The following is a 20,065-nucleotide window of genomic DNA, read 5'->3' as shown; positions in this document are numbered from 1 at the left end:
GACCTGGGCATGTCTCAGTGAACTCTCAGCGTTGAGATGGATGGTTGGTGGGTACCGGGTTGTTGAACCGGTCGACGGATCCCGGCGATCCGTGCACCGAAGGAGAGATCGTGCACCACAACCGTCTGAAGACCGCCGCGCTGCTCGGCCTGCTCACCTCGCTGATCCTCGTGGTGGGCTACTGGTTCGGCGGCAGTGGCGGCCTGGTCATCGCTGTCGTCGTTTCGCTCGTCATGAACGGCGTTTCCTACTTCTACTCCGACAAGATCGCACTGCGCTCGATGGGGGCGCAACCGGTCAGCGAGGCACAGTTCCCCGAGCTGTACCGGATGGTGCGGGAGCTGGCGGCGGAGGCAAAGCAGCCGATGCCGCGTCTCTACATCAGCCCCACGGCACAGCCCAACGCGTTCGCCACGGGTCGTAACCCGCAGAACGCCGCTGTCTGCGTCACCCAGGGCATCACGGAGATCCTCGACTACCGCGAGCTGCGCGGTGTGATCGGGCACGAGCTGTCACACGTCTACAACCGGGACATCCTGATCTCCAGTGTGGCGGCGGGCCTGGCCAGCATCATCACGCTGCTGGCGAACCTCGCGTTCTTCCTCCCGCTGGGCGGCGGGGACGACGAGGACAGGCCCAACCCGGCTGTGCTGCTGCTCACCCTGATCCTGGGCCCGATCGCGGCAAGCATCATCCAGCTGGCGATCAGCCGGAGCCGCGAGTTCCAGGCGGACGCCTCGGGTGCGGCGCTGAGCCGTGACCCGCTGGCGCTGGCCAGCGCCCTGCGCAAGATCGATGCGGTGGCGCGGCGTCGACCGCTGCCGGCCCAGGGGCAGCTCACCAGCACCGCACACCTCATGATCGCCAACCCGTTCCGGGGTGGTGGTGTCTCGGCGCTCTTCGCCACCCACCCGAAGATGGAGGACCGGGTCGCCCGGCTGGAGAAGATGGCCGCCAACTCGGGGCCTGTGCAGTTCCAGCGCTGACCCGCTGACGTTCGACACTCCGCCCGCACCCATCACCGGGTGCGGGCGGAGCTGTGTCGCGGCCGATATCCGGTACCAGCCCACCGATCGGCGGCGTTAGGGTCGTAACGGCTCACGCTCATTACAATCTCGGAGGTTCCACGGTGGCAGCGCTGCGTCAGTACCTGGGCGTCTGGCGGATTCCCGGTGCTCCCATGCTGCTGGTCGCCGGCATCATCGGGCGGCTCGGGATCGGCATGACCCCGCTGGCGCTGCTGCTTGTGGTCGAGCAGGTGACCGGGCGGTACGCCCTCGCCGCCGCGGCGGGCGGGATCTACGCCGTCTCCGGCGCTGCGCTCAGCCCCGTGGCCGGGCGGATCGCCGACCGGGTCGGCCCGACCCCCGTCCTGCTGGTCACCGCCGTCGCCCACCCGCTGGCGCTCACCGGGCTGCTGCTGGCCAGCCGGGCGGGCGACGACGGCCTGCCGGTCATCTACCTGGCGGCCGGCGTCGCCGGTGCGACGTACCCGCCGCTCAGCGCCGCCATCCGCGGGGCCTGGAACGAGCTGACAAGCCTCAACTCCGGCCGATACGCCCTGCGCAACACCGCACTGGCCGCCGAGACCTCGCTCTTCGAGATCGTCTTCGTGCTCGGGCCGCTGCTCGTGGCCGGCTTCGTCATCTTCGCCGACGCCGCCGCCGCGCTGATCGGAGCGGCAGTGGTCACCCTTGTCGGCACGACCGCCGTGGCCCTCGGTCGGGTCATGCGCGGCTGGCGACCGCACCCGCGTGAGCACCATGCCCGAGGGCTCGGCCCGCTGCGTGTAGCCGGCTTCCCGGCACTGCTGGTCTGCGTGGCAGGCCTCGGCATCGCGTTCGGCGCCGCAGGTGTGACAGTCCCCGCGTACGCCGGCAACTCCACCGCCGACGACCCGGAGAGCCTCGCCGGGATCCTGCTGGCGGTCTGGGGTGTCGGCAGCGCGATCGGCGGATTCTGGTTCGGTGTCCGCCGGCCGGCGGCGAACATGACCCGACAGTTCGCGCTGCTGCTCGCCGCGGTGGCCGGCTCGTTCGTGGTGTTCGCGCTGATGCCCACGCCCCTGGCGCTGGGCGTCGCGCTTGTCATCGGTGGGGCCACCATCGCACCCGCGCTGACCCTGGAGAACACACTTGTCGGCCGGATCGCCCCGACGGGCATGCTGAACGAGGCGTACACCTGGGTGGTCACCGTGGCCGTGGCGACGAGCGCCGTCGGCGGCGCGGGAGCCGGCCTGATCGTGGATCACGCCGGTGGGGTGCCGTGGGCCTTCGTGTTCGCCGGTGCGGCGGTCGCCGTCGCGGCCGTGGTAGCCGCACTGCCCGCCGGGCCCATCGCCCGAGCGGAAACCGCGACGGTACGCGTCGAAGAGCCGATCACCGTCTGACCGTGTGCCGGCTCTTGTTGTGGTCGTCGACCTCACCCACGCGGGGCTGGCTGAGCCTCAGCGAAGGGCAGCGGACAGCAGGCGCTGCCCGCGCAGGCGACCAGATCGTCACAGCCGGCCGAGATCGCCGCCAGCAGGGAGTCCCGGACGGCGGTGAGGTCGGCAAGCCTGCGTTCCACCTCGGCCAGCTTCGCCGTGGCCCGGGCCGACAGGCCGGTACGTGCGTGGGGACGCCGGCCCGCGCCGAGCAGGTCAGTCACCTCGTCGAGGGTGAAGCCGAGACGCTGTGCGGTCTTGATGACCCGGATCCGGGTGACCGACTCCGCAGGGTAGAGCCGATGCCCGCCCGGCGAGCGCCTGGGCGCGGCGAGCAGCCCACGACGCTCGTAGTAGCGCAAGGTCTGCGGATTCACCCCGGCAGCGTCCGCGAGTTGTCCACTGCGCAACCCGTCGCGTGGGCGCGTGGTCGCGGGCGGGTCTGCGGGGGTCGGCGCGCTGCTGTCGGGGGCGGCTGCGGCGTTGGGCGCCTGTGCGCTGCTTTCGGGTGGAGGCGTGCCGTCGGGTGCGTGCGTGCTGGGTTCGGCTGAGGGCGTGCCGTCGGGTGTGGCTCTGCCGGCTGCGCGTACCCGGTTGGAGAGGGCGTCGAGGATGCCGACGCGCGACTCTGGCACCTGAACGTCGAAGGTCACCGCGTCCGGGCCGTGCCGCGTGACGTCGAAGGTGAAGAACGAGCAGCACGCCGACTCTCGGGCGCTCAGGTCCCGCGCGGCGTGCTCGGCCTCCGCCGTGCCGGTCAGGTGTAGTCGCAGGTGTCGTGCCGACGGCCGGTCGAGCCGCCGGACGGACTCGGCGAAGAACCTGTCGAACTCGGCGAGGCGGACGGGTTGCTCGACTGTGGGCAGGCGGCAGGACTCGGGAACCCACGTGTCGCCGGCCGCTGGGTGTTCGTCGGTCACCATCCGACGGTAAGCCCGTACCCGGGTACCGGATGCAAGCCTTAGCCCGTCGCCGTCGACGTACCCCATGTTGCGAATGCTGGCGACGGCGGCCGTGGTGTCGGTGTTCCGGTTGCCGGCGTGCCGCTGATCTGCCGCCTTGAGCCGGTCCAGCAGACTGGCCACCATGGCCAAGCTGCTGTACTCAGCGACCGCGTCACTCGACGGCTACATCGCCGGGCCGGGCGGAGACATGTCGTGGCTGACCGAGCACCTCACCGGCGAGAACGCGACAGCCGAACGTCTGCTGGCGAACGTCGGCGCCATCCTGGCCGGCAACCGCACCTTCGGCGGCGACGACCCCAACCGCGGCACCGACAGTGAGGGAGCGTTCGGAGGCCAGTACCACGGACCGGTGTTCGTGCTCACCCACCGGCCGCCGGCCGAACCAGCCGAGGACGTCACGTTCGTCGGTGACCTGCGCAGCGCCGTCGCGCAGGCCAAGGACGCTGCCGGCGACAGGTACGTGAACGTCCTCGGCGCGGACGTCGCCAGACAGTGCCTGCGCGCCGGACTGCTCGACGAGGTGCTGATCTTCTTTGCGCCGGTGCTGCTCGGAGACGGCGTGCGCATGTTCGACGACCCGGGCGGTGCGCAGGTGCGACTGGCACCGATTCCCGGCGAAACCGCGCACTGGTACAGCGTCGTCCGTTGACAGAGCGGCCCGACCCGCCGTCCAGCGTGCTTCGCCTCCGGCGGCGGCCGGACCTGACTAGCGGTAGTTGGTGAACTGGAGGGCGACGCCGAAGTCCTCACCCTTGAGCAGCGAGATGACCGCCTGGAGGTCGTCGCGCTTCTTGCCGGTGACGCGCAGCTGGTCGCCCTGGATCTGGGCCTGGACGCCCTTGGGGCCCTCGTCACGGATCTTCTTGCTGATCGCCTTGGCCTTGTCGGTCTCGATGCCCTGGATCACCTTGCAGTCGATCTTGAAAATCTTGCCCGAGGGTCGAGCCTCGCCGGCATCCAGCGACTTCAACGAGATGTTCCGCTTGACCAGCTTCTCCTTGAAGACGTCCAGCGCGGCGCGGACCCGTTCCTCGGTCTCCGCCTGCAAGCCGATCGCCTCCTCACCCGACCAGGAGATCTCCGCGCCCGTACCGCGGAAGTCGAACCGCGTCGAGAGCTCCTTCTCCGCCTGACGGAGGGCGTTGTCGACCTCCTGGCGGTCAACCTTGCTCACGATGTCGAAAGACGGGTTCGCTGGCATGCGTCTGCTCCTGCTGTCCGGCGGTCTGGTCCTACCATCGGCCGCCGACCAGCGGCACGACCCCCTGACCGTACCCGGTTGCGCCGGTCCCGGGGTGAGCCGCTATCCTTGCTTCCGCCGCCGCGTTGCGACGCGGTGGGGTGCCCTGGCGGGTTGCCCGAGCGGCCAATGGGAGCGGACTGTAAATCCGTCGCGAAAGCTACAGAGGTTCGAATCCTCTACCCGCCACCAGGAGCACCAACGGCCCCTGACCAGCAGGAATGCTGATCGGGGGCCGTTGTCGTTTGTCTGGCCGAGTCCGGCTGCGTCCAGCCGTTGACGACTGGTTGTGGGCAGATGGTGGGCAGGTCGATCTTGCCTCTGAGCGCTTCGCTGGGGCTTCGCCTGTTGGTGTTGACGGCCGTTGCCAGGCTGGCGCGGGCCGTGCGCGTAGGGACTGGCTGAGGGCTCTCGCGCTGGCGTGTCGCTGGCCACGGGAGGCAGGCCGGGGGCAAGCCAGTCCCGGGGTTGGACTGGCGCGGCAGTCGGAAGCCCCGACCCTCGACCAGGTCGACTCGTTCGGCTTCCGTACCGCCTGGCCGTGATCGTGCCGGTCTCGTGGGTCGGGGGGCGGCGGTCCGGCGGCAGTCGGTGGCTCTCCGCCCCGGCGCCGGAGGCGGCCGGGGCGGCTTGCCGCCGGCCGGGTTACCGCCCCGCGTCGCGCGCAGCGCGGCGCCTTGATCCAGAACAGAGGAAATCGGCAGTAACGCCTCTGCGTGTCAGCGCCCTGAAGCTGTGAATGCTGGCAAGGCAGTCGCTGAAGGGCGTGTGCGTCAGCCGCACACTGATTGGCGTTTCTGACGGCTACGAGGTGCCTCGTCAGCGCTCTTCGGCGTGGCGTCGTCGGGACCCGAAGCGGGCCCTGCGAGCCGAACGGAACGGACTGGACCGGGGCTCGCGGTCGCTAGGTGGCCAGTGGTGAAGGTCCTTGACGCCAGAACGCTTACGTGCGCAAGGGACTCTCTTACGTGGACTTGTGCGCGTCTTACGTGGACTGATACTGTCTCGGGCGGACGATCCCGAGTTCCTTGGAGGCGCTGTGACCGAAGGACAGATGTTCTCGACGGTAACGAAGCCCGTTGAGCACGACACGAGTGATGCGGCCCAGCGTGCCGCGCTGGAGGAGGCTGCTTCATCGGGTGGCAGGGTCTTCCCTTGCATCGCGTTCTACCAGGGCGACAGGCTGATGCTCTCCACGAGCTTTCCGCTGCCGTACGTAGAGCGCCACGTGAGGTCGAACCCGGCGACGAAGGGGACCAGTCCGCGCGAGAGCACCAACCGTCCCTTGATCCCAGAGCACGCCCGGTCCATCAAGGACTACATTGTGGCGAACTCGCGGAACTACATCTTGCCGCCTGTAACTCTGAACGTTCGGGTCCTTCCATCGGTGCATGTGCAGGCGTCGAACGCTCCCACGCGCGCCGCCTGGATGGTGGTCCACGACTCGACCGTCTTCTACGTCACCGACGGTCAGCACCGCATCGCTGCGCTTACTGGGTACCCGGCCGGCCGCGGTACTGCCTCTGGTGCCCTTGACGAGGTGGAGAGCCTCAGCCACAACGGCCTGGCAGTTCTGATTGTGTACGAGCGGGACATCTCCCGTACCCACCAGGACTTCGCGGACGCGGCGCAGACGAAGCCGATTCCGGCGAGCCTGCTCGCCGTGTACAACACGCGGGAGCCGGTGAACCGGGTCCTTGCGGAGATTGTCGACAGGTCAGCTCTGCTGAAGGGCCGTATCGACGAGACGTCGAAGACGCTACCGAAGATGTCGCAGCATATTTTCCTGCTCAACCAGGTCCGGGGGATGGTTAAGGAGCTACTGGTCAGCGACTACGCGATGGCAGAGGACAGCCTGTCGAGGCACGCCAAGCAGTTGATTGGCACGACCGAACAGCAGGACGAGTTCATCCGGCGTGCCATGGAGTTGATCGACACGTTGACGGAGCACATGGAGCCCTGGAACGCCATCGTGGGGCTGCCCCACAGCGGAGGTGTCGCAAACAGGATCCCGGACCTGCGAGCCGCGTACGTCAACCTGACGGCGACTGGCCTGAACATCATCGGGCGGTTGGGGTATGAGATCGGCAAGGACCCCTCGGAGTCGGCTCGCCACGACCGCTACCTCGACTTGGCCAAGAAGATCGACTGGAAGCGCGACGCCCCGATCTGGCGTCACAACATCATCTCTGATGGGGGCAAGATCTCGACCCAGCGAGCCCCCGTCGCCGCAGCGGTCGCCGCCGTCCGCCAGCAGCTAGCGCTCTAGCGAAACTCGAGCGGAAGTTTCTTCGCGGGCGGCTCCCGCCTCGCCCTAGGGCAACCCATCGCGCCTTGCTTGCACTCGTTGCCCCCTTGCCATGTTGCCCCATTGCCCCGATTGGTACACTGCCCCTACGCGTCGTTCGTTGCTGGAGCGTCCGGGGCGTGCACCAACCGAGAGGGGACCAGATGACCGAGCGAGGCACCGGCAGCCTTCTGGAGGTAGATGGCAGACGAAGGATCAGCCTTGGGGCGCTGGCAGAGCACGATCGCTACCTTGCGCACGTGGAGGAGGACGGCACCATCGTTCTCACGCCAGCAGTAGTTCTACCGCTCGCGGAAGCTCGGCTGCAGGCAGCAGCTGATACGGCACGAGAGGTCGACGAATTCCTTGAGAACCCCGAGATTGCTCTTCGACGCCAAAGGCCAGCCAGGCCGAAGCGTCAAACCTGACCGCGATTCCACAGGGGAATTGCGGCGGTTCGCACGAAAGTGAGTAGAAGTGGTAGCACTTTTCTCACCGGGCGCTGCTCGCGCCCTGGACGAGTTAAACGCAGATCCCGCTAGAGATCGTCTCGTCGACGCGATCTGGGATATCGTCGATCTCGTCTCCGACCGTCCGAACTCGGCTGAGGCCAGGAGGCGGGCGCTTCGGACCCCGAAGGGTCACCCTGTGTGGCTCGTACCGATTCCCTGCCGGTATGGCGCTGATACCTGGGTGCTGTTGTGGCAGCCCCGTGGTGAGGATGCCCTGATCGCGTACATCGGCCCTGACGACTTCAGGCCGTGGCGCAACGAAAGCTAGTCCAGCGTCTAGGGTGGCGGAGAACCTTCCGCCACCCTAGGGCGTGAAGACCTCGGGCGACAGCAAAGGCTGCGCCACTGCGCGAAGGTTGCTGCGTCTTCGACCACTCGCTTACGTGACGTCCTTGCGGCCTGACCTGAGGCACCCCGGAAGGCAGCTCGTCGAATGCGGCTCAGGCCGCCAGCGCGACGAATCGGAGACTCCTCTCCAAGTTCACACTGCGAGCGGCGGCTGGGAGGACGAAGGCGCCACGTGGCGGGCTCGCGGTCGCACGTGGACTGGAGACGATCAGTCTGGCAAGCTCCTGACCCATGGACGTTCTTGATCTCGAAGAGTGGCTGCGCCAGCAGTGCGAGGAGTACCAGTTTGACCTTCGCGGTGTGCTGCGGGTGGACAGCGAGATCGCAACGTGGCCTCTGCAGGCCGGCGATCCAGGCGACCTCGAACAGCGGCTTGCTCTGGGCGGCCACATACTCCCGCTGCCCCAGGAGTCAGCGGCGTTGGCGAACGTTCTTGAGGTCTCCATCGTTGATTTCATCATCGCCCGTCTTCACAGGATCGCGGGCGGACAGGCCTCACGTGGCTCAGACCGCGGCTACCCCGACTTGGAGATCACCGGTCCTGCTTTCGGCGGCGGATTCCACGCGGTTGACATTAAATGCGCCCGTCGGGCGCCCAGCGGCAAGAGTACGCAAAGCAACATTACCCTGTATACGGGAAACACATACTTCAGGCACCCGGACCTGCACTGGCCTGGCGTTCCACGGCCGTTTAATGACTACTCGTCGCACCTTGACGTAATTGCGATCTATACCCTCCGTCCAGACCTGCCCCACAGGGTTGACGACCTGGAGATCATTGTCCAGCAGCCGTGGCGGATAGCAAGCAAGAGTCGATCCTCGAACACTAGGCAGTACATCGGGGCGGTAGGAAAGATCGACGACCTTCGTGCGGGCAGGGGCAAGTTCAAGACCCCCCAGGAGTTCTACGCCTACTGGCGCAAGTACCACTTCGCGATCTCTGAAGAGGTTCAGAACCAGTACCAGAAGGCGCTTGAGGCCACGAGACTGGAGTTGGCGCGATACAAGGCCGCTGAGGAAGCCGCAGATGGGGCAGAAGGGCAGTAACCGGCGGCACGTCAGGCCAACGGAGGACTTTGTCGGTTCTGTCTGGCATGATCCAGCCGTGGACCACCAAGGTGTAGCGATCTCCCTCTTCTCCGGCGCCGGTGGACTCGACCTCGGCGCGGAACGAGCCGGCTACGAGGTACGCGCCGCTGTGGAGTGTGACCGCGACGCCGTCGCCACCATGGAGAAGAACTTCCACCGAGCCTCAGTGATCCCCCGTGACATCCTGAAGGTCTCGACGGAGGAGATCCTCGCTGCTGCGGGCCTCGGTGACACGGAGCGGCCGGACCTGCTCATCGGGGGGCCGCCCTGCACGCCCTTCTCCAAGTCCGGCTTCTGGTTGGAGTGGAAGCGTGACGGACTCGACCCGACGGCGTCGCTGCTGCAGGAGTACACACGTGTCCTTCGGGAGGCCAAGCCGCGGAAGTTTGTCTTGGAGAACGTTTACGCCTTGACCTACAACAACAAGGCCAGTAGGCCGGCGTTCGAGCGGCTCATGCGGGAGATCGACGCAGCGGGCTACCACTGCGTGTGGAAGGTGCTGGTCGCTGCAGACTACGGCGTGCCGCAGGCTCGCCCGCGGCTGTTCGTTCTCGGCGTACCGAAGACCGAGCCGTTGCCAACCCACCCGCAGCCGAGCCATGGCGGCCTGTGGGAGGGGAGCCCCACCGGCCACGCCGCCCAGCCACACGTTACCGCCGGGCAAGCACTCGATGGTCTCGTGACTGAGCCGGAGGCAGCGGAGGTCGTCGCAGGCAAGTACGGTCACCTTCTGCCCGATATCCCCCCAGGGGACAACTACCTCTTCTACACAGAGAACCGCGGCCACCCGGACCCTCAGTTCAAGTGGCGAGGCAAGTACTGGTCGTTCCTGCTCAAGCTCTCGCCCGATAAGCCCGCACCGACAATCCAGGCGCAGCCAGGTCCTTACATTGGTCCATTCCACTGGGAGAACCGGCGCCTACGCGTCGCCGAGCTTAAGCGCCTGTTCACCTTCCCTGACGAGTTCGAGTTCGTCGGCACCCGCAGCTCTGTCCAAGCGCAAGTAGGAAACTCCGTACCGCCCCTGCTCGCGGAGAAGGTAGTCCGCGCACTGCATGGCGAGGACGCCGAGTTGTAGGTTCACTTGATGGCAGGTTGAGTCAGCACAACCGGGCGGGCCGCCACCTTCGTTCCGAAGGAACCGTGGTGGCCGGTTAACCTGCCCAGGCGCCGGTCGGCACGCTGCTCGGGCGATAGGACGAGCAGCAGGGCCGCATTAAATTGCGCGAGCGAGCGTTCGTAGCTCCTGTAGGACATGCTGGCGGGACACATCGGACCGCTCGTGCCGCCGAACATGGGCCCCGGTTGCCAAGGTGACCTGGATATCGCAGCGCGATGGGCTAACTAGCACTGCGCACACCGTCACAGCCTTCGCCGTACGCTTCGGGCCACCGGTCATGCATAGGAGGTGGCCATCGTGCGTCGGGATAAGCCGCCACACCCGGTCGTGGACGCCAGCGGTTGCCAGCCGATTGGCTACCTCCAGCGCGTTACTGGGCCGAGCAGCCGGGTCCACGGCGAGGCATTTCTCGAGGACCTGCCCAAGACTCTTCGAGATGTGAGGGCCCAGGTCTCGAACAGGTCTCTTCTCTCCAGCCTTGACCCGCGCTAAGACACGCGCCGTATCGCCACGGGTATCGACAGGAAACTTGCCGGTCAGGAGGTAGCAGATAGTGGCCCCGAGTGAGTAGATGTCCGAAGCGACACTACACGCACCTCGGGATAAAACCTCGGGAGCAACCGTTGCAGGAGTTCCATCAGGCGGAGCGCTGCCCGACGAGTCGAGCCGATGAGCCTTGCCAAGGTCCCCCAGTAGCGCCTTCCCGTTCTCCCCGAGGAACACATTCGCTGGCTTAATGTCGCGGTGCACAAGACGATCAGCGTGAATCCTCTCAAGTCCGTGGGCAATCTCGATCGCCCACCGGATCGCCTGGTCCGTGCCGACCCCGCATGGTGTTGCCTTTTTGTGGAGGTCACCGCCAGGCATGTAGGCCATGGCTAGGTACCTTAAGTCCGATGGGTGCAATATATCCGCGTTGTACACAGGCAGGAGAAATTCCGACTTCAACTGCTCTAGCAGCTGGGCCTCGTCCCATGTTGCTGTCTGACCGGGACGTGGAGCGAGAATCTTGAGGGCCACGTCCTTGTGTAGGTACTCGTCGAAGACCAGGTAGACGTGTCCGTCACTACCCTTGCCTAGATCCCTGGTGGCCGTGTAGCGATCATTGATCCGTTCCCCTTCGGCGGGGTATGGCTGTGCGGGCGCAGACATGACGATGAGCGTAAGTTATCCGAGTGACTACCATCGGTATCGCGGTGTCGATGACGCCGAAGCGTCCCGTCGTTTCCTGCGTTCTCCTGGATGGCACCCGCAGCGACCCAACGACAGTTGGCTCCTTCGACTTGAAAACTGCCAGCGACTATGTTATGGATCAAGGGGAGGACCTGGCCAAGCAGCTAAGCAGCAAGCTCGCGGCGCTTGGCGTTGACGCAGCGGTGATCCGCATTGCCGACTTCGCCCCAGTCGCGAGTCGTTCGGCCGCACCTCGTCACAGGCTTTTGATCGAGGGTGCGTTAGGCTTTGTGTGCAAAAGCCGGCTCTCAGACGTATGGGTACGAACGGGTAAAGAAATCGGCCTGGTGCTCGGTATGTCGAAGCCAAAGGCTGAGTCTGCTGGCCGAGCGCTTGACAAAACTCGCGCAAGCGCTGCAAGTGCGGCTCTCAGTGCTCTGTCAGCAGCCTGACCTGCAGAGGCGAGATCAGACCTGCAGGATCTCCAAGGAGTCCACGCCGCACTCTGCTGGGCCAACAGCATGCGGAAGCGCGTGCAAAGCGGCTCCCGCCACCCGGCCAGCCCCTGCTTGCCGAGCGCGACGAGCGGCGTTAGCCATCCCCGTTCCACTAGCCAAGTTGACGTCTACGACCAGCACCGGCTCTCCCCTAAGGTCGAGCCCCCCTTGCGAATACATCAAGGCGCGGAGACCTGGGGTCATCAGGAGCGCCGCGCCGACAAGACGCTCTGCCGCAGGGCTCGCGGCAATGAGACGGGTCATGCCATAACTGTTCGCTACTGACGCAACCCGGGTAGCGGCCTGTCGGAGGTGGTCCCTGTCAGATAGCTCGTTCACGTTGCGCTCGCTTGCTGCAACGATGTCCAACAGACTGCCCACAGCGTCCTCCCACCATCGCGAACATGCGTGCTAACGACTGGAGCCCAAGTATGGGCTTACAAAGCCAGACGCGCGGATCTTGATGAGGTTCGTCACCTCAACGTTACCTGCGTCTTGTCACAAAGGGGCCAATTTGACCGCGTAGTCGTTTGTGCAGCATGACTACACCCCCGCCGTCCGTTTGCCGTCAACCCGCCCACCGTGGGAGCTAACTGCCGCCCGATGCGCCGCCGTCAAGCGAGCCTTGACCCAAGTTTGGACGATGGTGCGCCAGGCGGCGGTCTGCTCGGCTCGCCCGGTGGGCAGGTTGGCCTGCAGTTCCATTGCGGACCGGCAAGCCGGCCGACAATCACCAGCCCATCCGGGAGTTGAAGCGCCTGTGGGAGGCGCAGGAGCCGCAACCCGTATGGTGGCGCCGGGTTGGTCGATGGGCCGGCGTGCGCTCCCCCGCACTGGGGGTCCTGGCCATGCGGCTCCGCCGGCTGCCGGCCCGTGTTGCGGGCGTCCTGGGAGCCGGTATTTCTAATGATTGATTGGGCGTAGTCGATAGGTCCTAGTGACCGTCTCAACCTTCTTTCCTCTTCGCGCAACAGTCTCGCACTCGATTAATGCCGCTCCGACCTCGACGCCGAACAGGGCTGCTAGGTCTGTATCGGCAGAAACCTCGCATTGCCTCGTTTCCAGGTCGCTACGCTGATCCGAGTTGCGGTTGCAGAGGTGGACGTTTGCGTAAGTGCCCCTACCGTGTTCGGTGGTAGCCAAGCCGCCCTCTCGCAGGACAGCTATGGCTTGCCGAATTGTGCCCCGACTTGCCTGAAATTCGGCGGTGAGCACGCTTTCGGTTGGCAAGAGGGCTCCGGGTGGGATGACGCCGCTCTCGATGCGCTTCCTCAGCTCGTCGGCAATGACGCGATAGCGGGGCTGGCCGTGGTGCGGGATGGGCACCTGCTCACCGTACCTGGCACTTGTCTTACCAAGTGCCAACCAACTACTTGATTTTATGTATAGACAACTCGTCCACTTGTAGGTACGTTTCCGAGTGTGCGGCCAGGGTGACGGTTCGTGTCAGGGGTGGTCACGCGCCGGCCCTGGTCGCACCTGATGCGCGGCGTCCTGTCGGACCGGTTGCGGTAGCCGCGCGTGCAAGTTGGTTCGGCGATACCCGACCCGTCTGGCGTCGGACGGTGCGCCGTGCCTTCATCCGGGCCGGTGGTCGGCTGCATTCCCCCGTGGCTGGCCACCGGTCCCCGCCTACCTGTGGAGGTGCGATGTCCGGCTCTCATCGTCAGCGCCGCCGGTTCTCGTCCTGGTGGTCCTGGTGGCGCCCGTCGACCCGGGCCACCAGCTTCAACGCTATGTCGAGTTCACGCCCGGCTTCTGTCCCGCCCTCGCATCGGTGGCCCTCGGGGCCGACGCGGGAGCTACCCGCCCTGCGGTACGCGCCACCGATGACGCGGGCGCAGCTGTACCGGGGCAACGGTGGGCGGTGGCCGCGATGAGCCGCACGAGCAAACCGGCCGACGTCACGAGCCACCCGGACTGGTGCGCCCCGGATCGTTGCGGTCACCTGGTGCCGCCGCTGATGGCGCACATGGCCCGGCGCCATCGTGGTCCGATGTACCGGGTCGGTGATACCCGAGCGAGCGGCCACATCGTCACGTACCTCATCGGTGCAGACGCCACGGCGCCCTTGATCGCGGTTCACGCGACGTGCCGGGCCGGGATGGGCTGGGCGGAGTTGCCGTTGCCGCAGGTTGCCCAACTGATCGAGCAGCTCCGCGGACTGCTGAAGCAAGCTGGCGGCCAGCAGGGGGCCGACAATGAGTGAGGACGAGCCCATCACGGAGCGTCAGCCCTCGTCCTCGATCGAGCCGGCCGTGTGCCCGGTCTGGTGCCGGGGCTGCGGACCGAACGACCCGATGCACCGGGGCTTGCCGTCCACCATCGGGCGGGAGCGGACCGGCTGGGTCACCGTTCAACTGCTCGTCGACCGGTTCGCGCGTCGGGACCTGGCCGTGAAGCTCGACGCGACCCGCTACGGCGCCACGCAGACCGTGCTCCTATCGCCGGCACAGGTGGACCGGCTCATCGACGAGCTGACCCGCGCCCGCCTGGAGATGCTGGCACCGATTAGCCGACACGAACGTGCGGGAGAAACTCAGTGAACTCCAACAGCCGGCGGGGCGTAGCCGTCCCTCGTACTCCCGGCCCTCGTCGCGGGCAGTCGACGCGCGCCGCGGTAGCAGTCCCTTTGGTTCCCGAGCGACCGGCGGGTGGGACCACATGGCAGACGTTGGAACGTCTAGGGGGTACGGTGGCCGGTGTGCATAGCCGGGACTGGCGCCCTCGTTACCTGCAACTCGCTGAGGAGTTGCGGGCGAAGATCATGAGCGGGGAGCTGCCACCGGGCATTCTGATGCCGAGCGAGACCGAGTTGGCCGAGTCGTCCGGCCTGTCCCGCACCAGCGTGCGCAACGCCATCCGGCAGCTCCGGGAATGGGGCCTGGTTCGGGCGGAGCAGGGGCGCGGTACCTACGTGCGGGCTCCCCGCCAGCGGGTACGCCGTCGCAACACCGAGCGGTACCAGTGGGAGAAGGATCGGGTCCTGCTCGACGAGGCGGAACGGCTGAAGACCGGCGCCACCGAGCACGACACCGGCCTGACAGTCGATGATCTCAAGTTCCACGCCGAATACTCGCGGGTGAACGCCGACGAGGAGATGGCGGCGGCCCTGCGCGTCGAACCGGGTACGCCGTTGCTGCGCCGGGTCTACTGGACGTCGTCCCGGCATGAGAACGCGCCACTGACGGTGTCGTACTCGTACCTGCCGTACGACCTGGTGGCCGCGAATCCGGACCTGCTCGACGAGGGCAAGGAACCGTGGCCGGGCGGTACACAGCATCAGCTCTACACGCTCGGCATCGAGCTGGACCGGATCGACGACGAGGTTCGCGCGCGTCCGCCGTCGCCGGATGAGGCCGAGTTGCTGGACATCGACCCGGGCGTCTCCGTGCTCACCGTGCGGAAGACCTCCGTCGACACCACGGGCCGGGTCGTCGAGGTCGCCGACGTGGTGATGCCGGGTGACCGCACCGAGCTTGTCTACTCCCACAAACTCCAACGGTGGAAAGCTTGACGCAGCTCGTCTCGGTCATCACCCCGGTCCACGCGCCCAGCATCGAGTACCTGGCTGGCGCCTACGAGTCGTTGGCCAAGCAGGAGATGCCTGACGGCTGGGACTGGCAATGGCTCGTCCAGGAGGACGGCCAGACCGGCGCCCTGGTCGACGTGCTGCCCGACGATCCTCGGATCAGTCCCGGCACTGGCCGTCCCGGTGGGCCTGGTGTGGCTCGTACCCTCGCGCTGTCCCGGGTTTCCGGGCAACTCATCAAGGTTTTGGACGCTGACGACCAGTTGACCCCTGGCGCGCTCGCCCGGGATATCGCCGCGTTCGACGCGCACCCGCAGATCGGTTGGGCTACCTCGCGGGTACTCGACCTGCTGCCCGACGGGTCGACGGCCGGATGGGACCAGGACCCGGCCGGTGGGGTCGTCGACCGCGGATCGGTCCTGTCGTTCTGGCAAGCAAACGGCTATCGCGCGTCAGTGCATCCGGCGACGCTGTGCCTACGGCGGGATCTCGTCTTCGCCCTGGGCGGCTGGATGGCTCTGCCGGCCTCCGAGGACACCGGCCTTCTACTCGCTGCGAACGCGGTCAGCCAGGGCTACTTCACCCGCGAATACGGCCTGCTCTACCGCAAGTGGCCCGGTCAGGTCACAAGCCAGGCCGCGCACCGGGAACCTGCGGAGTATCAGGGACGGATGAAGATCATCGAGGCCAGAGCCAACGCCCTGGCCTCGATGCTGCCTAACGGATTGCCGCTCACGCCTCCGGCGTAGCCTCGTGCCCCGGCATGCCAGGGGTGCGGCGCCGCTGCTTCATCTCCGCCTCGTAGATGTGCCGCCGCCCGCCGGCCAACTGCTCCCGTGCCTCCCGTTCGATCTCCTGGAACGCGGCGTAGTAGCCGTCGTCGAACTCCTCCACGATCTGGAACGTCCACCGGCCCGGTAGCACGTTGCGCCCCAACAACTCGCGCTCAACCCGGTCGGCCACCTCGTCGTGCCCAGCCTCGCGAAGGAGCTTCACCACCCGGTCGAGGGTGAGATCCGCACCGCCGACGAGTTGGTGCGCCGAGTACAGATGCCCTCGGACCCGGTGGATGGTCTCCAACGCCTTACTCAATTCACCCAAGGCCTCAACCGCTGTGTCGTCCACTCCCGCCGGCCGCGAGTGTTGTTCGTCTACACCTCTGGCCTCTTGCATCCTTCTCATAGTGCCCCTGTACCCAACTTTGCACTTTGGAATCTCGAAGTAGGGCAAGAAATCCAAGATTGGCTTTCGTAGCCTAGGAGTGGACGGGGCTCCCTAGCGCTCTTCCTTCTGGCCAGGTGACTGCTCTAGTTGAAGTTCGCGCTTGCGCTGCTCCTCGCGCAACCTTTCTACATTTGCAGCGAAGAGGCGAAGTCTTTCAGCTTCAGCGGCAGCATCATCGGCGCCATCCTTCGACACCGCGTATTCGTGCAGACGGAATTGAGTGGCATTGTAGTGCTTCTCGATTTCGTCGGCGGTTGACTGGAGGTTGTATCCACGCTCCCTGAACTTGAAGTACGCAGCTAGACCTGCCGTAATGCTGATAAAGGCCGTCAATCCAGTAGAAACCCAGCTTAGTGGGTGCGCATCAGCCATGACTGCCGTCGTCGTAGAGGCAGTGATCGAACCGATAATGATGATCGCCTGGATGGAGTTATGCGCCCGAAGATTTCTAGAGGCGCGGGTCCGGAAATGCGTCACAATATCCTGAGAAGCCTCACGATAGATGCGCAAAGATTCGATCGAATTCGAAGGTACGCGCGTTGCTGCCGTCTGCTTATCATGATTTAGATTGCGAACCTCTAGGTCAAACTCGATTATCTGACGGCGATTCTTCAGGGCAAGAATGCCAATGCCTATACATAATGCGAGAAGGGCGACCAGGCCGACGTAGCGAGTAGCGACAGGCTTTTCCTGCCACAAACCAACTATGACGGAGTACGCAAGCAATCCAATGAGTGCAATGCTGGAAATGAGAATTACCCAGTAGATTAACTGGGCCGACCTTGCTGAACGAAGGCGACCCGCCGCCAGCTCGTAGTTTTTGCCGATCTCTCGGTATCTCTCTTGCGGGCCGGGAAGGGCTTCTTCTTGCGGGCCAAGAGGAGCTTCCTCTTGAGGGCCAGGAGGGGTCGTCACGGACGCTCCGCGTTCTCTCGGTTGCTGGGAGTTGCAGGTCGGCCAGCATGAACACTTTTTCTGAGCGAGTCGACCCCTTTGTCAGGAACGTGTCAGCATCGCTCTAGTAAGAACTTGTTGACTTGTCTGCCAAGTGCCGTCTACCTTGGAGTCTCAACTTGGCAGACATGCCAACAACCTGGAGGTTGAGCGATGGCTCTGCGTGGCGGTACGAGGTTCGCCGTGCGTTGTGAGGACGTGTTCCCGGCGGGATGCGCCCTGGTCCCCGAGTCCCTCGGTGAGGTCGAGGACTACGACGAGAAGACCGGCCGGCGTAGCCCGGCCAAGGACAAGCTGACCGGTCAGCGGGTGTGGCAGGTCCGGGTGATGGACCTGGACCCGGAGCTTGGCAAGCGGTCGCGGGAGACGACGGTGAAGATCTCGGCGGACTACCAGCCGGTGCCGCCGACGGGTGCCCCGTTCGAGGCGGTGGAGTTCGAGGGCATGACGGTCACGCCGTACGTGTCGAACAACGGCCGGATGGCGTACTCGCTGCGGGCGACCGGGATGCGGGCCCCGGCGGGCTTGGCCACGAAGGCGGCGGCGTAGCCGCATCAGGTGGGGGCGGGGCTGTCAGGTCTTGGCGGACGGCAGCCCCGCCCTCTGTCTCTTCCCCCTGCTCTGTCGAGAGAGGTAGTGACGTGTCCAAGCGTAGGCGTTCGCCTGCCCCGGCTCAGTCTCGGTGCGGCGTGTGTCAGTCCCGGTTCGACCCGGCCGGCGGCGCGGCTGACCGCTGCCCGCTCTGCGTCGGGCAGCTCGTTCTTCCCCTTCCTGCGGTCCGCGATGCGTCGGGCCGGTTTGTGTCGCTGCGGGGTGCGCGATGATGCGCCGGCCCCGTGGCGGGGTAGTGATGGTGACCGCCGGGGATCTGATGGTGATCCGGCCGAAGCAGTTCAAGCTGCCGATGTGGGCGGTCATGCTCGGCCTGGTGCTGCGCTGGCTCGCCCTGGCCTGCTGGTGGTGCCTCCGTCACCCGGTCACCGTGGGCCTGGCCGTGCTCGCCGTCGTCCTCTACGCCGACTACGGCTGGGCGGGTCTGGTCGTACCGCTGGTCCTGGCGTCAGCGCTGTCCGCAGTGTGGCGGTGGCGCGACGAGGCGTCCTGGTGGCGGTGGTGCGCGGGGCCGCTGCTCGGCCGGTTCCGTCAGGTCTTCGTGTACCGGCGGGCGTGGCATGAGGTCATGACCCTGTGCGGTCTCGCCGAGACGTACGACCACCGGGCCGTCTTTCCCGAGCTGCTGCGCGTGCGCTCGGATCAGGCCCTCGACGTGCTGACTATCCGCATGGTCCGCGGGCAGACCCCCGCCGACTTCCAGCGGGTGACGGCGAACCTCGCGTACGCCTTCGGCCGGCGGCACGCCCGCGTCTACTCCGAGCGGCCCGACGGTCCGCCGACCCGGACCGGCTATTGGGCGTTGCTGCTGGGGATGGTGGATCGGGTGCGGTTCCGGGACCGGCCGACCGTGGTCTACCTGGTGCTCGTCCGCACCGATGCCCTGCGACCGGTGGTGGCACCGTTCGAGGCTCCGGCCGTCCCGGACTTCACCGCGCTGCCGCTGGCCCGGCGGGAAGACCTGGGTGTCTGGTCGCTGCACCTGCTCGCAACGCACGTCCTGGTCGGCGGGGCCACCCGGTCCGGCAAGGGCTCGGTGTTGTGGTCGCTGGTTCGCTCGCTGGCCGGCGGGATCGCCTCCGGCCTGGTGCGGCTCTGGGTGATCGACCCCAAGGGCGGGATGGAGTTCGCCATGGGCCGGCCGCTGTTCGCCCGGTTCGCCTGCAAATCCTTCGAGGCCATGGCGGACCTGCTCGACGAGGCCGTGACGGTCATGCGGGAACGTCAGACCCGGCTCGCCGGCACGGTCCGGGTGCACACGCCGACCGAAGCTGACCCCCTGGTCGTGGTCGTCGTCGACGAGATGGCCGCGCTGACGGCGTACCTCCAGGATGTCGACCTGCGGAAGCGCATTGCCGGCTCGCTCGGGTTGCTGCTGTCGCAGGGTGCCGGGGTCGGCGTCTTGGTGGTGGCCGCGTTGCAGGACCCCCGCAAGGAAGTGCTGCCGTTCCGGGACCTGTTCCCGACCCGCATCGCGCTCGGGCTCACTGAGGCGTCCCAGGTCGACCTCGTGTTGGGCGATGGTGCCCGCAACCGGGGTGCCCTGGCCGACCAGATGCCCCGCTGGGCCAAGGGCGTCGGGTACGTGATCCTCGACGGCACCCCCGAACCCCTGCGAGTCCGGTTCTCGTATATCAGCGACGACGACATCCGCGACATGGCGCGGCAGTACCCGGCACCCGTCGACGCGTCGGACATCCTCGCCCAGGTCGGCCGCGAGTCGGCCCCGGAACCGGTGCGCCCTCGGCTGCCCCGCAAGCCGTCCGGGCCACTGCTGCCCGATGCGCTGCGCAACCTGCTCGACCGGGACAGCGGGGGTGATCCCCAGTGACCGACGCGCCGAACGGCCGCCGGTTCTACCGGCTCCGCACCCCCGAACCGACCACCGCCGTCTCCGTCCGGGTCGACCCCGAACGGTCCGACCCGTACCCGGTCTATCTGGCGGTCGGTGCGGGCCGGCGACGGATGTCCCTGACCCCCGACGAGGCGTGGGCGCTGTGGCGCTGCCTCTCCGAAGCCGTCGCCACGCTCGGCACCCCTCCCGACTACATCCGCACCGACATCCGACCGGCCCGGAGGTAACCGCC

At 66.4% G+C, this 20,065-nt stretch carries 20 protein-coding genes and 1 tRNA gene; 15 read left to right on the top strand and 6 right to left on the bottom strand.

The annotated features are described in order from the left end of the window. The first annotated feature begins 110 nt into the window (after positions 1–110). Both htpX and ADK66_RS10865 read left to right on the top strand, forming a co-directional pair. Positions 111–986, top strand: a complete 876-nt coding sequence (htpX, locus tag ADK66_RS10870; protein WP_053654964.1) for a zinc metalloprotease HtpX — start codon at positions 111–113, stop codon at positions 984–986. Between the two features lie 143 nt (positions 987–1,129). Next, on the top strand, positions 1,130–2,389 hold the full coding sequence (locus ADK66_RS10865; RefSeq protein ID WP_053654012.1) for an MFS transporter: 1,260 nt from the start codon (positions 1,130–1,132) through the stop codon (positions 2,387–2,389). A 32-nt stretch (positions 2,390–2,421) separates the two neighbouring features. Here the strand turns inward: ADK66_RS10865 and ADK66_RS32275 are convergent, their stop codons facing one another. Further along, on the bottom strand, positions 2,422–3,513 hold the full coding sequence (locus tag ADK66_RS32275) for a MerR family transcriptional regulator (protein WP_231639999.1): 1,092 nt from the start codon (positions 3,511–3,513) through the stop codon (positions 2,422–2,424). Here ADK66_RS32275 and ADK66_RS10855 point away from each other — a divergent pair. Further along, complete coding sequence (locus tag ADK66_RS10855) at positions 3,512–4,039, top strand: dihydrofolate reductase family protein (RefSeq protein WP_053654010.1); 528 nt, start codon at positions 3,512–3,514, stop codon at positions 4,037–4,039. The two genes, ADK66_RS32275 and ADK66_RS10855, sit on opposite strands and share 2 nt — an antisense overlap. Positions 4,040–4,096: 57 nt before the next feature. Here ADK66_RS10855 and ADK66_RS10850 read toward each other — a convergent pair whose 3' ends face one another. Next, complete coding sequence (locus tag ADK66_RS10850) at positions 4,097–4,591, bottom strand: YajQ family cyclic di-GMP-binding protein (RefSeq protein WP_053654008.1); 495 nt, start codon at positions 4,589–4,591, stop codon at positions 4,097–4,099. 147 nt (positions 4,592–4,738) lie between these two features. On the opposite strand from ADK66_RS10850, the gene ADK66_RS10845 reads away from it, so the two are divergent. The 4 genes from ADK66_RS10845 to ADK66_RS10830 all read left to right on the top strand — a co-directional run bounded on the left by ADK66_RS10845 (position 4,739) and on the right by ADK66_RS10830 (position 9,944). Next, positions 4,739–4,822: transfer RNA gene (locus tag ADK66_RS10845), tRNA-Tyr, on the top strand. 847 nt (positions 4,823–5,669) lie between these two features. Next, positions 5,670–6,899 (top strand): DNA sulfur modification protein DndB, encoded by a 1,230-nt coding sequence (locus ADK66_RS10840; RefSeq protein WP_157552400.1) that lies wholly within the window; start codon positions 5,670–5,672, stop codon positions 6,897–6,899. Between the two features lie 1,109 nt (positions 6,900–8,008). Then, on the top strand, positions 8,009–8,824 hold the full coding sequence (locus tag ADK66_RS10835; RefSeq protein ID WP_053654006.1) for a type II restriction endonuclease: 816 nt from the start codon (positions 8,009–8,011) through the stop codon (positions 8,822–8,824). A 58-nt stretch (positions 8,825–8,882) separates the two neighbouring features. Beyond that, a complete protein-coding gene (locus tag ADK66_RS10830; RefSeq protein ID WP_053654004.1) occupies positions 8,883–9,944 on the top strand; it encodes a DNA cytosine methyltransferase in 1,062 nt (353 codons plus the stop codon). A gap of 138 nt (positions 9,945–10,082) precedes the next feature. Here the strand turns inward: ADK66_RS10830 and ADK66_RS30700 are convergent, their stop codons facing one another. After that, the gene (locus ADK66_RS30700) at positions 10,083–11,138 is read right to left on the bottom strand and encodes a serine/threonine-protein kinase (RefSeq protein WP_082377390.1); all 1,056 of its coding nucleotides are present in this window, start codon (positions 11,136–11,138) and stop codon (positions 10,083–10,085) included. A 23-nt stretch (positions 11,139–11,161) separates the two neighbouring features. Here ADK66_RS30700 and ADK66_RS31395 point away from each other — a divergent pair, with 23 nt between their 5' ends. After that, on the top strand, positions 11,162–11,611 hold the full coding sequence (locus tag ADK66_RS31395) for a hypothetical protein (RefSeq protein ID WP_157552398.1): 450 nt from the start codon (positions 11,162–11,164) through the stop codon (positions 11,609–11,611). A 948-nt stretch (positions 11,612–12,559) separates the two neighbouring features. Here the strand turns inward: ADK66_RS31395 and ADK66_RS32685 are convergent. Beyond that, complete coding sequence (locus tag ADK66_RS32685) at positions 12,560–12,982, bottom strand: GntR family transcriptional regulator (RefSeq protein ID WP_157552396.1); 423 nt, start codon at positions 12,980–12,982, stop codon at positions 12,560–12,562. 373 nt (positions 12,983–13,355) lie between these two features. On the opposite strand from ADK66_RS32685, the gene ADK66_RS32270 reads away from it, so the two are divergent. From ADK66_RS32270 to ADK66_RS10805, 4 genes are all read left to right on the top strand, one after another. After that, positions 13,356–13,865, top strand: coding sequence for a hypothetical protein (locus tag ADK66_RS32270; RefSeq protein WP_231639998.1), 510 nt, complete (start codon positions 13,356–13,358; stop codon positions 13,863–13,865). Beyond that, complete coding sequence (locus ADK66_RS10815; protein ID WP_231639997.1) at positions 13,858–14,202, top strand: precorrin-4 C11-methyltransferase; 345 nt, start codon at positions 13,858–13,860, stop codon at positions 14,200–14,202. Before ADK66_RS32270 ends, ADK66_RS10815 begins: the two co-directional genes overlap by 8 nt. Positions 14,203–14,351: 149 nt before the next feature. Further along, positions 14,352–15,173 (top strand): GntR family transcriptional regulator, encoded by an 822-nt coding sequence (locus ADK66_RS10810; RefSeq protein ID WP_053654000.1) that lies wholly within the window; start codon positions 14,352–14,354, stop codon positions 15,171–15,173. After that, positions 15,161–15,937, top strand: a complete 777-nt coding sequence (locus tag ADK66_RS10805) for a glycosyltransferase (RefSeq protein ID WP_231639996.1) — start codon at positions 15,161–15,163, stop codon at positions 15,935–15,937. The genes ADK66_RS10810 and ADK66_RS10805 overlap by 13 nt, the downstream gene beginning before the upstream one ends. Here ADK66_RS10805 and ADK66_RS10800 read toward each other — a convergent pair. Together ADK66_RS10800 and ADK66_RS32265 are read right to left on the bottom strand one after the other, a co-directional pair. After that, on the bottom strand, positions 15,921–16,370 hold the full coding sequence (locus ADK66_RS10800) for a hypothetical protein (RefSeq protein ID WP_053653996.1): 450 nt from the start codon (positions 16,368–16,370) through the stop codon (positions 15,921–15,923). The two genes, ADK66_RS10805 and ADK66_RS10800, sit on opposite strands and share 17 nt — an antisense overlap. Before the next feature lie 93 nt (positions 16,371–16,463). Next, entirely contained in the window at positions 16,464–17,327 is an 864-nt protein-coding gene (locus ADK66_RS32265; protein WP_157552393.1) for a DUF4231 domain-containing protein, read from the bottom strand. Positions 17,328–17,519: 192 nt separating this feature from the next. Here ADK66_RS32265 and ADK66_RS10795 point away from each other — a divergent pair, with 192 nt between their 5' ends. The 3 genes from ADK66_RS10795 to ADK66_RS10785 all read left to right on the top strand — a co-directional run bounded on the left by ADK66_RS10795 (position 17,520) and on the right by ADK66_RS10785 (position 20,060). Further along, a complete protein-coding gene (locus ADK66_RS10795; protein WP_053653994.1) occupies positions 17,520–17,915 on the top strand; it encodes a hypothetical protein in 396 nt (131 codons plus the stop codon). Positions 17,916–18,189: 274 nt separating this feature from the next. Beyond that, positions 18,190–19,809 carry an FtsK/SpoIIIE domain-containing protein gene (locus tag ADK66_RS10790; RefSeq protein WP_369814775.1) on the top strand — a complete coding sequence of 540 codons (1,620 nt, stop codon included), beginning with the start codon at positions 18,190–18,192 and terminating at the stop codon, positions 19,807–19,809. Then, on the top strand, positions 19,806–20,060 hold the full coding sequence (locus ADK66_RS10785) for a hypothetical protein (protein WP_053653990.1): 255 nt from the start codon (positions 19,806–19,808) through the stop codon (positions 20,058–20,060). Before ADK66_RS10790 ends, ADK66_RS10785 begins: the two co-directional genes overlap by 4 nt. Positions 20,061–20,065: the final 5 nt, after the last annotated feature.

Origin of the sequence: Micromonospora sp. NRRL B-16802 (genome assembly GCF_001279555.1) — a bacterium.
GTDB lineage: Bacteria > Actinomycetota > Actinomycetes > Mycobacteriales > Micromonosporaceae > Micromonospora > Micromonospora profundi.
Note: the sequence above shows the minus strand (reverse complement) of the source record. Positions and strands in the feature narration are given on the sequence as shown.

Bases quoted from the DNA above. Each gene is read 5' to 3' on its own strand.
- ADK66_RS10855 (WP_053654010.1), top strand. From the start codon at position 3,512: ATGGCCAAGCTGCTGTACTCAGCGACCGCGTCACTCGACGGCTACATC.
- ADK66_RS32275 (WP_231639999.1), bottom strand. From the start codon at position 3,513: ATGGTGGCCAGTCTGCTGGACCGGCTCAAGGCGGCAGATCAGCGGCAC.
- ADK66_RS10850 (WP_053654008.1), bottom strand. From the start codon at position 4,591: ATGCCAGCGAACCCGTCTTTCGACATCGTGAGCAAGGTTGACCGCCAG.
- ADK66_RS10835 (WP_053654006.1), top strand. From the start codon at position 8,009: ATGGACGTTCTTGATCTCGAAGAGTGGCTGCGCCAGCAGTGCGAGGAG.
- ADK66_RS30700 (WP_082377390.1), bottom strand. From the start codon at position 11,138: ATGTCTGCGCCCGCACAGCCATACCCCGCCGAAGGGGAACGGATCAAT.
- ADK66_RS10815 (WP_231639997.1), top strand. From the start codon at position 13,858: ATGAGTGAGGACGAGCCCATCACGGAGCGTCAGCCCTCGTCCTCGATC.
- ADK66_RS10800 (WP_053653996.1), bottom strand. From the start codon at position 16,370: ATGAGAAGGATGCAAGAGGCCAGAGGTGTAGACGAACAACACTCGCGG.
- ADK66_RS10795 (WP_053653994.1), top strand. From the start codon at position 17,520: ATGGCTCTGCGTGGCGGTACGAGGTTCGCCGTGCGTTGTGAGGACGTG.
- ADK66_RS10790 (WP_369814775.1), top strand. From the start codon at position 18,190: ATGCGCCGGCCCCGTGGCGGGGTAGTGATGGTGACCGCCGGGGATCTG.